The sequence below is a fragment of the Paenibacillus solani genome (assembly GCF_001277345.1).
Taxonomy (GTDB): domain Bacteria; phylum Bacillota; class Bacilli; order Paenibacillales; family Paenibacillaceae; genus Paenibacillus_AQ; species Paenibacillus_AQ solani.
This window is the reverse complement of record NZ_LIUT01000002.1, coordinates 68,262-82,613: the sequence shown is the minus strand read 5'-3', so window position 1 is coordinate 82,613 and position 14,352 is coordinate 68,262. Positions and strand designations below refer to the sequence as shown.

Here is a 14,352-nt window from a genome sequence, read left to right as displayed (position 1 = left end):
TTGGAGATGAGCAATTGGTTTGATACGAATATCTCATAAGACAGCAGCAGATGGAGCTGAATCGAAAGGCCAGCGAAGCGTGGAAATTCGAATTCAAGCATGATCCGGTAAGCTTGTGGATGCGTCTCTTCCCGGGGAAGAAACAGGGATTTCAAGCGGCCAAGAACAGGGCCCGAACCTCAAATTAAGAAGTGCAGGTACCATCAATGAACCTAAGAGGAAATGGAGTGGAATGAATGGACTTTCTTTCTGTAGATCGTGTAAGCGAAGATGCTGTGCAGGCTCCTCCAGAATCTGTGATGAAAAGCGAGGATCAAGACGAAACGCTATTATCGGCTGTGCTTACACTGCCGGAAACCCTGAGACAGCCGATGTATTTGTACTATTTTGAGCATTTCAACACCCTGGAGATTGCGGAAGTGCTGCAGATTGAGCCTGAAAATGTACGGAACCGCATGAGCAGGGCCCGCAAGAAGCTGAAGATGATGCTCGGTAAGAAGCTGGAGGCCATACGGGATGGCCGCGAGAGATCCAGAGCGACATTGAAATCATCCTCTTGACTTCAACCTTGGTGTTCGGATATGATTTCCAATAACTTGAATAATACTAATCAAAAGCAATGAAGAGAAAGAGTACCTTGGCGACGTCTTTGAACAGAGAGCCCCGGCTGGTGAAAAGGGGTAAAGAAAGAACCTGGGGAATATGGTCTCTGAGCTGTACACCGAAACCCTGCCGTGTGGGGTTGTAGGCTGTGCCGGAACCCGCACCCGTTAACGTGCTAGGGTATACCCGCGTTCATTCGCGTCGTACCCGAAGAGGTGAATGCCGCAAGGCATGAATGAAATTGGGTGGTACCACGTGAGCGACAAGCTCTCGTCCCTTTTGGGATGAGGGCTTTTTTTGTTGTCTACAAAAAGGAGGATGAATGAGATGACGAACATTTTTATCGGTGGCGCTTGGCCTTATGCCAATGGGTCATTGCATCTTGGGAGGCTTGCAAGCTTATTACCCGGCGATGTGTTGGCACGTTATTTTCGCGCGAAGGGAGAGCAGGTGCTGTATGTATCCGGCAGTGATTGCCACGGTACGCCGGTGGCTGTTCAAGCGATACAGGAAGGAGTGTCTCCCGGGGATATCGCAGACCGGTATCATGGGGAGTTTGTGGAATGTTTCGAACAGCTGGGCTTCACCTACGATTTATACACCCGAACTGATCAGGCGTTTCATCATGAGGTGGTGCGGGAGTTGTTTCTAAAGCTGCTGGACAATGGGCATCTGTATCGTAAAACCGTGTTGCAGACCTACTGCGAAACCGATCGGCGGTTTCTCCCCGACCGCTATGTGGAAGGGGATTGTCCCGTATGCGGCAGCAGGGCTCGCGGAGATCAGTGCGATGCTTGTTCCACAATGCTCGATCCGTCTGATCTGGGTAACAGAACCTGTAAAATTTGCGGAAACCAGCCGGTGGAGCGGCCTACCGAGCATTTTTACGTATCGCTGTCGCATTTTCAGGACGAGTTGGCGAATGAACTCGAGAGCGTCCAGGGCTGGCGGGATAATGCGGTGCAAATGACCAGGCGATACTTGGAGGAAGGGCTTCAGGACCGGGCGGCTACGCGGATCTGGCCTGGGGCGTGGATGTGCCCGTTCCAGGCTTCGAGGATAAGAAAATTTATGTCTGGATCGAAGCGGTCAGCGGCTACTTATCCGCCAGCAAGCAGTGGGCCGCGGAAACGGGCGGCGGCTGGGAGTCCTTTTGGCGCAAGGGTCAGGGCGAGGTTACGGCTTATTATGTACACGGGAAGGACAATATTCCGTTTCATACGTTGATCTGGCCTGCGCTGCTTAAAGGGGTCGGGGACCTACATTTACCGGATCGGATCATTTCGTGCGAGTACATGACCCTGGAGGGAAGAAAATTCTCAACCAGTCGCAACTGGGCCATATGGGTGCCGGATTTATTAAGCCGTTATGAGCCGGATTCAATTCGTTATTTCCTTATCGCGAACGGACCTGAGAAGCGAGATGCCGATTTCTCCTGGAGGGAGTTCATTCACAGCCATAATGGGGAGCTGCTTGGTGCATTCGGGAACTTGGTCAACCGTACCTTGGTGTTTGTGAACAAATCGTTTGAGGGGAAGGTGCCCGAGGGCAGCATATCCGAAGAGTGGCAGAGCCGGGTAGAGGTATTGTACCGTCAGGCTGGCACACTCATCGAGGAAGGACGACTGAAGGAAGCGCTGGAGTTGATATTCAGCGTGGTGCGACTAGCAAACAAATACTTTGATGAACAGAAGCCGTGGATTCAGGTGAAGGAGGATCGTGAAGCGTGCGGAAATACACTCTACACCTGTGTTCAGATCATAGCCAATCTGGCGAATCTGCTGCAGCCATTCATTCCGTTCTCCTGCGATAAAATAAGAGGCTTTCTCTCGCTGGAGCAACCGGTGTGGACTTGGTGCCACGTTCAGGCTGGCAGACCGCTCCATGGGGTGGAGCTATTATTTGAACGGATCGATCCGAGCCGGATCGAGGAGGAGACCCGGAGATTGGGGGAATCATCTCTCTGAGCAGGGAGGACATTCCATTACCGAGCTTTTGTTAATGAGCATCTTAATCCAGATTCACTGCCTTAACCATGTCAGGATCTTACAAATACGCCGATAACTCGCACAATAGACGGGGCACGATGTATTTTTTATGCAGGGTACCTTGTATCCGGGATGATACGGGTGCAGCCGCATGAAGAGAGTGTACCAGTTGAAGCCCAAGCCAAGCAGAAAGAAGAGGAACCCCAGCGGATTGCTGCGGCTCCTCTTCATTAGAATGTAGGCATCCATTTGATCTTTACAAGGATTCGTGATCTGTTTCATGAATCCAATCCGATGATCTGGTTGCTCTTCCTTTTTAAAAAGTTGTTACGTTCCATTTCAGCAATCTATTATATGCTTAGCCCGTCCCAGGCCACGGTAATCGGACATGGGAACGACTGGGATGCAATCCAGTCCACGAGCTCAGCATGGTTGGAGGTAAAGTGGTTGATATGAGTCAGGTAGATGCGGGAACCGGCATGCAGCGTGCCTTGGTCAAGCAGTACGCGGAACAATTCCATACAGCTGAATGCGTCCAGATGCCCATTCGGGTGCAGCCCGCGCCCAGGCGTGAGGCCAAAGGTACACTCGCTTATCAGCACGTCCAGCGACGCATTTTCCAGAGCTTTGAAAGTCTCCGGCAAATACCAGCCTGTGTCCACGCCATAGTAAACTTTTTGCCCGTCCGGCCGTTTAATTAAATAATTGGCGCAGCTCTCACCCATATTGCCCAAATGATTGCCGCGGAGCGGCGTCACTTCCATGCCGGAGATCACAACCTTCTCGTTAAACGCCAGCTTATGGAAAGCGACAATGCCGCGTGCCTCCAGGTCGGAAGTCATCCCTTTCATAATCGGCCGGCTCTGCCGATAGAAATCAACGATGTCATACGCTTGATCGGTAAAATAATAGTGCAAAGGCTCTGCGTTGCGTTCGATCGACATATTTCTTACATTCATCATCATGTAATTGAAATGGTCCTCGTGCGTATGGCTCACCAGCACATGCTGCAGCTTGGTAAAGTCGCCGAATTCGATCGCTTCCTGAAAAGCATCCGCCCCCAGGTCGATGCAGATTTGTTCATCGAGCCGCAGCATGGAACGGCGGCGAATTTCGCGCCCTCCTGTGCTTCGCGCGTTGTCGCAAACCGGACAAGAACAGAACGGATTCGGAATTCCTTCGGCTGCGCTCGTACCATAAAAGATCATGTCCGTATTCCCCTTTTCTCGAATTCTCGTCTATTATTGCTGATTCCAACGGTCGTAAGCGGCTTGATAGATGGCAAGGTATTTATCCAGCTTCATCTTACCGAGCGTCTCCACAAATGTCTCCCATTCGCCGATTGGTCTTGCGCCCGTAATAAATTTAACGATTTGCTCATCCGTGAATGCTTCGATATCCGTCGCGTAAGTGCTTAACTGAATGTTTTCTTCTTCCGTAAAGTTCGGAATCATCAGCTTTTCGTCTGGTACCAGGAATGGGCGAATGACATCCTTGTTGGCGATCATTTCGGGAAGGACAGCCGCACTTTGGTCAACATTTTGCGTGACGCGCTGTGGAATATTGCCGCCTTGGAAAATGGTGTACTCCGCGAGCGCTTCATCTACCGTAAGCCCGTTAGGATTGTTGGAGAATTCGTCCTTCAGCTTATAAAAGCCGTCACCGTCAATCGTGTAAGTAACGTCCTGGATGCCAAGCCGAGCCAGCGCGGTCCCTTCCTCGCTAAGGAAATAATCGGCCCAGCGGAGTGTAGCTGCAGGATTCGGATTCTTGCTCGTAATGACAAAGGAGCCGAGATCCCGAACTTTAGGGCTGACGCCCGTCCAATACACATCCCCGTCAATCGCTTTAAAAATAGGGTTTTGCACGTAATGGCTGCGATTGTCTCCCATCCATAGATTGTTGTTGCCTTTCGCTACGTAACCGACCCGTTCTTCATCGATCTTAGCGACTTCCTGGTTCATATCCTGCGAGAAAATCTCTTTATCGATCAGTCCTTCGGCCCACAATTTGTTGAAGAAGGTCAGCATATCCTTAAACGTGTCGTCTGTTGCGATATAACGAACCTTGCCCTCATCATCAACATCCATATAAGGTGCGATAATGCCGGAATTACCACCGAAGCCCCAGCTGCCATAGAATGATCTGAAGAACTCATTGCCGCTGCTATTGTTCTCTTTGTAACCGGAAATCGGCAGTTCATCCGCTATTCCGTTGCCATTCGGATCCTGCTCTTTGAACGCTTTCAATACTTCATAGAAATCGTCCATTGTTGTTGGCATTTCCAGCCCCAGCTTGTCCAGCCACTCTTTATTGATCCACGAGGAGGCAATTCGGCCGTCTGCTTCGCTAATATTCGGCAGCGAGTAAATATGACCGTCCGCGGACGTAATGGATTTGCGAATACCGTCATTGGCTTCCATTAGCGCAGAAAGGTTCGGCGCATAGCCGGCATCGATCAAATCGTCAAGCGGGATGATTTGACCGGCAGCGGCGTAAGATGTGATCAATTGCGGCGACAGCATCGCCCGCATGACAAAATCCGGCAGGTCATTGGAGGCAAACAGCAGATTTCTTCGCTCTTCGAAGGTATTTTGCGGGACGGAATCCCAATCGATGATGACATTGGACTTCTCCTCGTAGTCCTTCAACCCCTTATGCTCGTTCCAATCCTTAACAAGCTCGTACTTCGCGACCAGCCCTTTCAGATGGACGGGCTCATTGGCAATCGGCATGCCCGTTTTATTAATATTATCCGTGCTTTCATTCGCCAAAGGCGCCTTATGATCTGCGTTATTTCCCGTATTGCTGCAAGCGCTCATCAGGAGCAGCGATACACTCAGCAGGGTAGACAAGAGCAGTACATACTTCTTTTTCATCGTCGTCATCTCCTTTATTATTCAACCTTTAAGTGCGCCAATCATCATGCCTTTAACAAAAAATTTCTGAAGAAACGGATACAGCATTAAAATAGGTACGCTGGATACGATGATAACCGCGTATTTGACTCCTTCAGCAACGAGAAACTTGCTCGAATCGGTCTCAATGGAATCCATCATCACATTATCCGACTGATTCATAACTAGAATTTCCCGCAGGAACAGCTGCAAGGGATAGAATGATCGATCTTTCAAGTAGATCATTGCCTCGAAATAGGAGTTCCAATGGTAGACGGCATAGAACAGGACAAGGACAGCTATGATCGGTGCGCTCAAAGGCAGCACGATGGAGAAAAATGCCCGTATATTGCTGCAGCCGTCCATATAGGCCGATTCATAGATCTGCTCGTCGATGGTTGATTCAATAAATGTCCGGGCGACGATCATATTGTACACGTTGATGGCGGTTGGCAGAATCAACGCCCACATCGAATTGTACAGGCCCAAATTTTTAACGAGCAAATACATCGGGATGATGCCGCCGCTGAAGAACATGGTGATCGTGAAGAATACCATGAACCCTCTGCGCCAGGGGAAATTTTTGCGGGCCAACGGGTAAGCGCCCATCATCGTCAGCGCAATGTTGACTACCGTTCCGATGACCGTGTACAGGATCGTATTCCGATAGCCGATCCATATTTCTTCGTTCATGAATACCCGCCGGTAAGCCTCCAAGTTAAATCCTTTCGGAAATAGGCCGATTTTGCCGGTTACGACCAGCTTGGGATCGCTAAAAGAGGCACTGACGACATGAATAAGCGGGTAAAGAATGATTAATACCAACATACCGATTAATGAATATGTAACAATCAGAAACAAACGGTCCCCTTTAGACTCTTTAATTTTGTTGGACACTGCCTGCATGGTCATTCCTCCCTTTAGAACAAGCTGCCGCTGCTGTATTTTTTGGCGAGCTTGTTGGCCGCGAGCAGCAGAATGATGTTGATGACATTGTTAAAGAGCCCCACGGCAGTAGAAAATCCGTAATCCATATTGATTAGACCCATTTTGTAAGCGTAAGTGGAGATAACCTCGGATGATTCGATATTCAAGCTGTTTTGCATCAGCAGGATGCGCTCGTAGCTGAGTGTCATCATTTTTCCCATCTGCAAAATAAATTGAATGACAATGGTCGGCAGAAGGCATGGCAAGTTCACATGAATGATCCTCTTCCATCGGCCGGCCCCGTCGATTTGCGCAGATTCATGCAGCTGCGGATCTACACTGGACAATGCCGCGATGAAAATAATAGAGTTCCAGCCTGCGTTTCGCCACACGTCCGTGCCGATGTAAACGCCGGGGAAATAATGCGGATCGGTCAGAAACGGAATCGGACCAAAACCGAATATATCCAGAATATGATTGAGGTACCCGTTCTCTCCGGCAAGAAATAAATTAATAATTCCGACAAATACAACCGTGGATATAAAATACGGCGCATAGGTGATCGTCTGAAATGTTCGCTTCAAGCGTTCGCGCTTAATCTCGTTAAACATGAGAGCCAGGATGATGGGAATCGGAAAGCTGATCAGCGTCTTAAACAAATTAATGACCAGCGTATTCGTGAGAATTCGGGAAAACTGGTACGAACCAAAGAGCCTCGTAAAGTTATCCATGCCAATCCAAGGGCTGGCTGTAATCCCCATGGCCGGATTAAATCGTTTAAAGGATAGCTGAACCCCATACATGGGGCCGTAACAAAAGATTAGAAAATAAAGGACGACCGGAATAACGAAGATCAGATAGTCCCAATTTTTACGCAGCGCAAACCTTCTTCTCCGTGATCCGGGCGAGGTGGCAGTCTTGTCTTTAGCAGCCATTTAACGGGCCTCCTTCTTCGTTGCCAAAAGCGGTTCGGCGCCTGAAACGCTTTCGTATGGCTCGATGATAAGTGAATCTGCGGTCGGCAACAACAAGCGGATATCGGCTTATGCACGCAAAAATTGCGATTCAAGCCGAATATGTACCCTGCAAATTTTTCAGCAACCAGTCAATTTTTGCTTTTTTACAAAGAAGAATTGATAAGCTTATATCAAATTCGTATACTCGAAATACGTTTTAGACCTAATTCATCAAGGATGTGACGAGTGTGCGCAAAGCGATTCAGTCCAAGCTGTATCGTAAATTTCTGTTCCGGTATCTTCTCATATTAGCTGTATCCGGCCTTCTGTTCTTATTGACCAATATCATTTTTTTATCGAACACGTACAATCGGCTTATGGACAACACGCAGAAATCGATGGCGCATATGACCGAGCTGCTCGATACCCGAATATTCGATTTGCAGATGCTGACCTTGTCCGTATCGCGAAATACAAGGCTGCTTCCTTATCAATTGCAAGAACAGGTGGCTTATCCGTATGATATTGCGAAAGAGTTGGTAAATTTGAAAGCGCCTTCAGCCAATCTTGATTCGATAGGTCTTTACTATCGCCAATCTTCTTATCCATCGCTGGAAAACACCATTTTTACGGATACGGGCATGTATACCCCGGAAAGCTATGTTCGCTTAATCGGACATAACCGAATAGCGCCGGAGGAATTACATAATGTGATGGATAAACTGAAGGAGCCTGTATTTATTTCCTCGCTGACCCAATCGAATGAAGAACCGGGCAAGGAACAGGTTCTATTATTGTTGATCCCGCTCGACGGTACGCCATATTCCAGCGGCATTATGATCTATAAGCTGGACTATTCCGCTCTATTGAACAATTTCCGGCAGGTAGCCGATAACGAACGCAGCTTGATCGCTTTTGACCGCAGTGGCACGCCGATTTTCTACTTGAAAGGCCATAGCGACTTGGATTGGAGGCGGCTTGCTCTAGTTGTTGATGATGCCAAGATGCGCATTCCAGGCTATCTTCTCTTGCAAGAAACGTCCGACAAACAACAGTTCCATGTCATTAACGCGATTCGGCGTAGCGCCTACAATCAAGAGTATTATGTTGCCCTGACTATTTCCCTGGGAATATTCCTGTTCTCGCTTATTCTTGGCGTGGTACTATGCTTCCGGTCGGCTCTTAAGAGCTATCAGCCGATTCAGGAGCTATCGAACCGTTTTTCAGGATTTGTACGGGATAAAGCCGAGGGCGCGGAGCAGGATGAGCTGACCCGGTTAACGCAATATATCGAGCAGATGAGAGATGAAAGCCTGCATTTGTCCCATATGATGCATAATCAGGAGATTTTGACGAGAAACCAGCTATTATTAGCTGTACTGATGGGGAAGTTGAACGTGGATAATACATCCGAGACCAATCGGAATGCATTGGACAAGCTGCTTGGCAAACGAAATACGAGCAGCGTGCTAGTGTTTATGTTTGATGACTACAACGCCAAAATAAGCAAAGAGCCGCTAAGCGAGCAATGGTTGATGAAGTACGCCATCTGCAACGTTTTTGAGAATTTATCGGGCGAGCATGGTGCCAATTATGCGCTTGATTTGGCTATCGACAATGGCATTGTCGGCATCGTCTCGTGGAATACCGAAGAGGCAGGTCGCTGGGAGGAGCATAGCCGTGCGTTTGCGGAGCAGATTTTGGCATTCATGGAAAGGCATCTTGCGCTCTCCTTGTCCTGTGCTGTCGGCGAGCCGCAGCCAACCAATGAACTGCACCAATCGTTCAACTCGGCGACTTCGCTTTCCGAATATCGGATCTTTGCCGGCAAACAATCGATTATTACGCCTTCGGCAGCCGCGCCAAAAATCGCGAGTGAGGCAGCTGCGGGTACGAGCGACGTACGGCAAATTTCGCTATTGGCAGATGCGCTTCATGCCGCAGTCTGCTCCAAAGACTCCGAAAACCTGGAACGGCAAATCACCGAGCTTAAAGCACGGTTTACGTTTATGGAGGATGCATCCGCCTTCCGCTTGACGTACCAGCAAATGATTTTCACCTTGAACCAGCTCGTCAACAATATCCCGCTATCGCATCGCGAAGCCATTAAATACAAGCTAGATGCGCTTACCGAATATCAGTCGAAGACGATTGAAGAGGCTTGCAGCAATTTGTTTGAGGCTGCGTGCAGCATTCAAGACAGCTTAGGGGAGGATTCGAGCCATGACCGATTGTATACGTCCATGCTTGAATACGTTGCCCGATCGTATATGGACTGCAATCTTAGTCTCTCGACCATTGCCGAAGAGCTCTCATTGACTCCTTCTTACATAACACGTTACTTCAAAAACAAGAATGGACTGCCTTTAATGCAGTATGTCTCGAAAATTCGAATCGAGAAAGCAAAGCAGCTGCTTGAAACAACACCGCTATCCATTAAAGAAATCGTCGAGCAGGTTGGATTCGTTGATGAGAATAATTTTTCGCGTGCTTTCCGCAAACGGGAAGGTGTCTCTCCGTCGCAGTACCGTTCTGTTCGGCTTGGCTAAAGCCGTTATTGCCGGCGATTGCATGCCTATGCGCAACGGAAGTAACGTTGCCTCGTACGGAATCGTTATACTCAATATCAGCAAATAACAGATCCTTTGTCCGGTTGTTCGGCAAATGCACACGCCGGCGTGCCATTGATGTTCAGGTGTTTTCTCAAGCTCAGTGAAACTGAATCCGCATGAAGAGAGTTTACCGGTTAAAACGTAAGTAGACGTAAAAGGAGCCCCAGCGGGAAAGCTGTGGGCTCCTTTTTTATTTGTATAGCGTCATGCGTATCGTATTTACCGGATCAGCGCTCCGTTTCATGAATCCAATCCGTCAAGACTGCGTTAAAAAGTTCGGGCTCTTCGAACATCGGATTATGGCCACTGTGCTCAAAAATGACCTTTCTCACGTTCGCTTGCGAGCCGTCTACAGCATCCCACAGCGATACGGGGCTGACTAAATAGTCGTAACGCCCAAGACCAATGAAGACGGGGATATCGACCTCTTTCAGGGAATCGATCAGATTCAGCCGTGCGAAGGCTTCCCCCCATAAATGATCCATGACGGGCATGTTGGTGAAGACTCCTTCCCACATCGGCGCCGCATCATAGGCATAATCATAGAAGCTGTGGGCTCCCATCCGGATGCAAATGTGTACAAACCGTCGTTCAGGCTCCCTCTGGATATCACCCTCCAGCAGGGCGATATCCGCTTCGAACTGCCGCTTCCGCTCAGAGCTTGCTGTTTCATTGAAAAAGGCAATACTCTGCTGCTGCCGCTCTACGCTATTGGTCGGGGCCGTGTTTAACAGGACCACCTTCCGGACATGTTCCGGATATTTTTTGGTATATTCCAGCGCCATGAAGGCGTGTCCCGAATGCCCCAATATGATAAAATCCTCCAGTCCCAGCGCTTGCCTTGCCCTTTCGATATCATCCAGAACCTTATCCAGCGTATAGTCTTCCGGTTCCAGTGTTCGAGGAGGCTGCACAAAACCTCGATGGTCCAGGAAAATCAATTGAAATGACGAATAAAGCTGCTCCGAGAACAAGCGGGGATAGTAAACGCTGCTTCCCACCACCAATATGGGCTTGCCGTTTCCATGAATAGAAACATTTAACGCAAATCCTTCGCTCATTATCGTACCTTGTGTATTCATGTGTATCGTCCTCGTTTCGTTTTATATTTTAATCGCACCAGCCCCTTTTCTGTTCCGATTCCATTACATTCTCCATAGAACGTTCCAGCATTCTATATCACCTCGATCTGTGTCGTTCAAGCTCAGTATAGCACAGGAGCACAGGCACTCGGAGTACCTGGATACTAAGCAGGAACCTACGTAAAGCTTCCGTCTCATTTCCTTCATGCCTATCGGAATGAATAGTTGTAACCACCACACAAGTTATCTTCTTCTTCCCACTAGGGGCCTTACTGTGCAAATGGCGCGTGGTTCCGGGCATTTATGGTCGACAGCCATCCATGCATGCCCGAACCATGCATCGTGCGCACAAGGAGAAGTGCGCACGATGTGCGCTGTCGATCGTAAGTACTGCTACAAAAAAGTAAAGTATACAAGTCCCGCTCGCTCCTCAAGCCTCTTTTTCAGCGAAGTTTCGGATTGTCAGGGCAAGTGCAGGATAGTCCGCGGCAATTGCATCCCTGCGTTCAAGAATCTGATCAAAATCAAAAGCAGAGCTGAACAGTTCCGGTTCAGGCTTAAATGTCACGCTCGTGCCCGTCTCTTGGGTCAAACCGACCGTTTGCAGTCCGGTCTGCGGAATGCCATGCCGGTATTCTTGCCGATAGATGTTCCCGTCACGGCGAATCTCCACGGTCAGATATTTGGAGAGGGCATTTACCACGGCAATGCTGATCCCTTTCTCCGCGCCGGGAACCAGAAAGTTCGCGCTTGCGTTCAACCGGTGAACATCGGTCAGAATCGACTGCACAACTGAAATGTTGGAATTCGAAAGTGCCTGCACGGGAATGCCTCTTCCGTTATCAGTAACCGTCACACTGCCATCCTCATGCAGGAATATGCCTATCTGATCGCCATACCCGTTTGTATGCTCCAATATAGAGTTTTCCACCACTGCCCACAGCAGCTGATGAATGTCGAAGCCATGCGCTGTTCCGAAGTACATCCCCGCATTGCTGCGAGTTTCTGACATTTCGATATAGTCGCTCGCATCGAGCAGATCACCAGCAGCTGACAGCAGCAGCAGGAACGGCAGGCTCCGATGCTTAGGTAGAGTGTAGCGACCGCCCTGCTCCTGAACGAGTAGATCCGCGCCGAGCAGCGCCTTGAGATGATGATACAGCTGACCCGTCGTTCCCATGTTCAATCGTTCCACCAGTTCGGAACCGGTTAGGGGCTCTGCCATGACGGCCTTAAGAATATCCAGGCGCTGCTTGTTGCCCAGTGCAGCGAGGATTTTGGCTGCCTTCTCGGTGTTCATGTCCAACAATTGATCCATGCGCCGTTCCTGCGGCTCCCAGCGGATACAATGTCCGTTCAGATTCACTTGTCCGGCATAGAAGACGGAGGCAGCTTCTGGGGTTGTTTCATTTATAGTGGGTGCCGTAGCTATTTCTTGTTGGTTTTGGTTTGATGCGGTTACAGGTTTGCGTTCCATAATCGCTTGATAAACAAGCTGCTGCAGTTCTGCCATTTGATTCTTTAAGACATCCATCTCTTGAGTCAGATCACGTGTCATGTCGGATCATCAACCTCACTTTTTTCACAATTTATGTTATTACGTAATTATTATATTACGTAATAACATAAATGTATACCTTTCTTAAGAAATTCATATTTGAAAAGCGGTTAGTTTGTTTATAGTTGTTTTTACTCTATGCTTATCATGTCAGGACGCCCTACAATGAGCGTAAAGGTTGGTGATATTCAATTGAGCAATAGAATCATACGGAATTTTAAGCAGGGCGACATGCCTTGGCTTGGGGAGCTGTATCAAGCGGTATCCGCTGAGCATGCGCTGTTCTGGTGGGTAGGCGACCAAGAGAACTGGGATAACGTGTTCTGTGCATTTGAAGACGGAAAAATGGTGGCTAAAGGACAGGTAGGGATCATTAATATAGTCCCGTCCGGATGTGAGCCTGGCTGTAAGCATCATATATACGTGAACCTCAAAGCCTTGCCGGAACGGGAGCGAGATTATGATCTGTTAGGTGAACTGTACAAGGTTCTCTATGAACGGGCGTTTGTCTTAATGAAGACCTTGCCGGAGACGTATGGAACGTATTTGTGTGTGGGCAATTATGCACATGAGATTGGCAATAATAATTTTTTTACAGAGAAGGCGGGATTTAGGCCTCTTGAGAATTTATATTCCATGAAACGGTCGCTTGAGGAGCCTATTCCTGACTTCCCGTTAGAAGATCGCTATCGGCATCGATTGTGGAAGATGGAGCATGCGGAAGAGGAAGCAACGTATTTGAAGCTCGAGGCTGAAATCTGGCCGGAAACGCCGCTGGGTCTTGAACGATTACGGGAATATAAAGCGAATCCCAACTGGATTGCGTTGAATGTCTTGGATGGGGATACGGTGATCGGCAGCACCATGGCCTGGCTGGAAGAGGGGAACAAGGGCGTAATTGAAGATGTGTTTGTGAGAGAACCGTGGAGACAACGGGGAATCGCAAAATATCTGCTCTACCATGCCATGTCTTATCTCCAGGATCACGGAGCTGCTTCGGTAAGACTTCAAGTAAAGGCAGCTAATGAAACTGCGTTGTCACTCTATCAGTCGGTTGGCTTTGCCAAAGACCAGGAGGAATACCGTTTCTATCTGCCCCTGGGATAGGGGAGCCAGTAGCTATCCAGATATGCAAGCTGATAGCCATCCGGAGCATGCACCCTTCGATTATGGAGTAGTACGCACGATATATAAAAAAAACACCACGCCCAACAGGACGTGGTTTATTTGTGATAGGTATTCACTTTTTTTCGTAAAAGTGTCCATTGAATTCAATTAGTTTGGTTTCAGGACCCACTTTATCATCCTCATCAGGTAAAATAACGATTTGTTCATCAGGATATTCGTTTGGATGTTCAACATAATCAAAGGTCCCATACTCTGTTCTAATATCTACTCCTGGCTGACCTTTAAGATTTTCTTTTATCCTTTCAAAATCTGCGTCCGTTAACACCTCGTTTTGAGTGTTAGATTTTTTATCATCAGCAAAAATATTACCATTGATAACGGCAACTGTAAGACCTATACCTATGACTAACACAACAAGACTTGTTGTGATATAACGTTTTCTCACGAAATCACCTTCTTTTATTATTATATGTTACTTACATTATTTATATTGTTTCATATATAAAACACTTTAAGTAAGGAGAGGTAGCGTCAAGAATTATGTGTAAATGAAAATATCCTTGTCTTGTAGAAGATTGTGCTAGTCATTGGTGGAGAACAT

General features: G+C 48.2%; 11 protein-coding genes, 1 pseudogene and 1 other annotated feature. Of the genes and pseudogenes, 5 read left to right on the top strand and 7 right to left on the bottom strand.

From position 1 onward, the window contains the following. Positions 1-50 precede the first annotated feature (50 nt). From AM231_RS29585 to metG, 3 genes and pseudogenes are all read left to right on the top strand, one after another. Positions 51-188, top strand: a complete 138-nt coding sequence (locus AM231_RS29585; protein WP_242615217.1) for a hypothetical protein — start codon at positions 51-53, stop codon at positions 186-188. 48 nt (positions 189-236) lie between these two features. Further along, entirely contained in the window at positions 237-560 is a 324-nt protein-coding gene (locus tag AM231_RS16845; RefSeq protein WP_054403735.1) for a sigma-70 family RNA polymerase sigma factor, read from the top strand. Positions 561-610: 50 nt separating this feature from the next. After that, positions 611-884: a binding site (T-box leader), on the top strand. A gap of 46 nt (positions 885-930) precedes the next feature. Next, positions 931-2,570 (top strand): annotated as a pseudogene (gene metG / locus AM231_RS16840) (methionine--tRNA ligase). Between the two features lie 371 nt (positions 2,571-2,941). Here metG and AM231_RS16835 read toward each other — a convergent pair. The 4 genes from AM231_RS16835 to AM231_RS16820 are packed head-to-tail and all read right to left on the bottom strand — an operon-like array spanning position 2,942 to position 7,350. Further along, positions 2,942-3,799: an MBL fold metallo-hydrolase gene (locus tag AM231_RS16835; protein WP_054403734.1), complete on the bottom strand. Its 858-nt coding sequence runs from the start codon at positions 3,797-3,799 to the stop codon at positions 2,942-2,944. Between the two features lie 33 nt (positions 3,800-3,832). Further along, positions 3,833-5,470, bottom strand: coding sequence for an extracellular solute-binding protein (locus AM231_RS16830; protein WP_054403733.1), 1,638 nt, complete (start codon positions 5,468-5,470; stop codon positions 3,833-3,835). Between the two features lie 21 nt (positions 5,471-5,491). Further along, positions 5,492-6,400: a carbohydrate ABC transporter permease gene (locus AM231_RS16825; RefSeq protein WP_207383626.1), complete on the bottom strand. Its 909-nt coding sequence runs from the start codon at positions 6,398-6,400 to the stop codon at positions 5,492-5,494. An 8-nt stretch (positions 6,401-6,408) separates the two neighbouring features. Further along, entirely contained in the window at positions 6,409-7,350 is a 942-nt protein-coding gene (locus tag AM231_RS16820; RefSeq protein WP_054403732.1) for an ABC transporter permease, read from the bottom strand. A gap of 269 nt (positions 7,351-7,619) precedes the next feature. On the opposite strand from AM231_RS16820, the gene AM231_RS16815 reads away from it, so the two are divergent. Beyond that, a complete protein-coding gene (locus AM231_RS16815) occupies positions 7,620-9,920 on the top strand; it encodes a helix-turn-helix transcriptional regulator (protein WP_054403731.1) in 2,301 nt (766 codons plus the stop codon). Between the two features lie 290 nt (positions 9,921-10,210). Here the strand turns inward: AM231_RS16815 and AM231_RS16810 are convergent, their stop codons facing one another. Beyond that, positions 10,211-11,065: an alpha/beta hydrolase gene (locus AM231_RS16810; RefSeq protein ID WP_054403730.1), complete on the bottom strand. Its 855-nt coding sequence runs from the start codon at positions 11,063-11,065 to the stop codon at positions 10,211-10,213. Between the two features lie 430 nt (positions 11,066-11,495). Continuing rightward, positions 11,496-12,623 carry an ATP-binding protein gene (locus AM231_RS16805; RefSeq protein ID WP_054403729.1) on the bottom strand — a complete coding sequence of 376 codons (1,128 nt, stop codon included), beginning with the start codon at positions 12,621-12,623 and terminating at the stop codon, positions 11,496-11,498. Between the two features lie 165 nt (positions 12,624-12,788). Here AM231_RS16805 and AM231_RS16800 point away from each other — a divergent pair, with 165 nt between their 5' ends. Then, a complete protein-coding gene (locus AM231_RS16800) occupies positions 12,789-13,730 on the top strand; it encodes a GNAT family N-acetyltransferase (RefSeq protein ID WP_054403728.1) in 942 nt (313 codons plus the stop codon). A gap of 133 nt (positions 13,731-13,863) precedes the next feature. Here the strand turns inward: AM231_RS16800 and AM231_RS16795 are convergent, their stop codons facing one another. Then, positions 13,864-14,196 carry a hypothetical protein gene (locus AM231_RS16795; protein WP_054403727.1) on the bottom strand — a complete coding sequence of 111 codons (333 nt, stop codon included), beginning with the start codon at positions 14,194-14,196 and terminating at the stop codon, positions 13,864-13,866. Between the last annotated feature and the right edge of the window lie 156 nt (positions 14,197-14,352).

Bases quoted from the DNA above. Each gene is read 5' to 3' on its own strand.
- AM231_RS29585 (WP_242615217.1), top strand. From the start codon at position 51: ATGGAGCTGAATCGAAAGGCCAGCGAAGCGTGGAAATTCGAATTCAAG.
- AM231_RS16845 (WP_054403735.1), top strand. From the start codon at position 237: ATGGACTTTCTTTCTGTAGATCGTGTAAGCGAAGATGCTGTGCAGGCT.
- AM231_RS16835 (WP_054403734.1), bottom strand. From the start codon at position 3,799: ATGATCTTTTATGGTACGAGCGCAGCCGAAGGAATTCCGAATCCGTTC.
- AM231_RS16830 (WP_054403733.1), bottom strand. From the start codon at position 5,470: ATGAAAAAGAAGTATGTACTGCTCTTGTCTACCCTGCTGAGTGTATCG.
- AM231_RS16825 (WP_207383626.1), bottom strand. From the start codon at position 6,400: ATGACCATGCAGGCAGTGTCCAACAAAATTAAAGAGTCTAAAGGGGAC.
- AM231_RS16820 (WP_054403732.1), bottom strand. From the start codon at position 7,350: ATGGCTGCTAAAGACAAGACTGCCACCTCGCCCGGATCACGGAGAAGA.
- AM231_RS16810 (WP_054403730.1), bottom strand. From the start codon at position 11,065: ATGAATACACAAGGTACGATAATGAGCGAAGGATTTGCGTTAAATGTT.
- AM231_RS16805 (WP_054403729.1), bottom strand. From the start codon at position 12,623: ATGACACGTGATCTGACTCAAGAGATGGATGTCTTAAAGAATCAAATG.
- AM231_RS16800 (WP_054403728.1), top strand. From the start codon at position 12,789: ATGAGCGTAAAGGTTGGTGATATTCAATTGAGCAATAGAATCATACGG.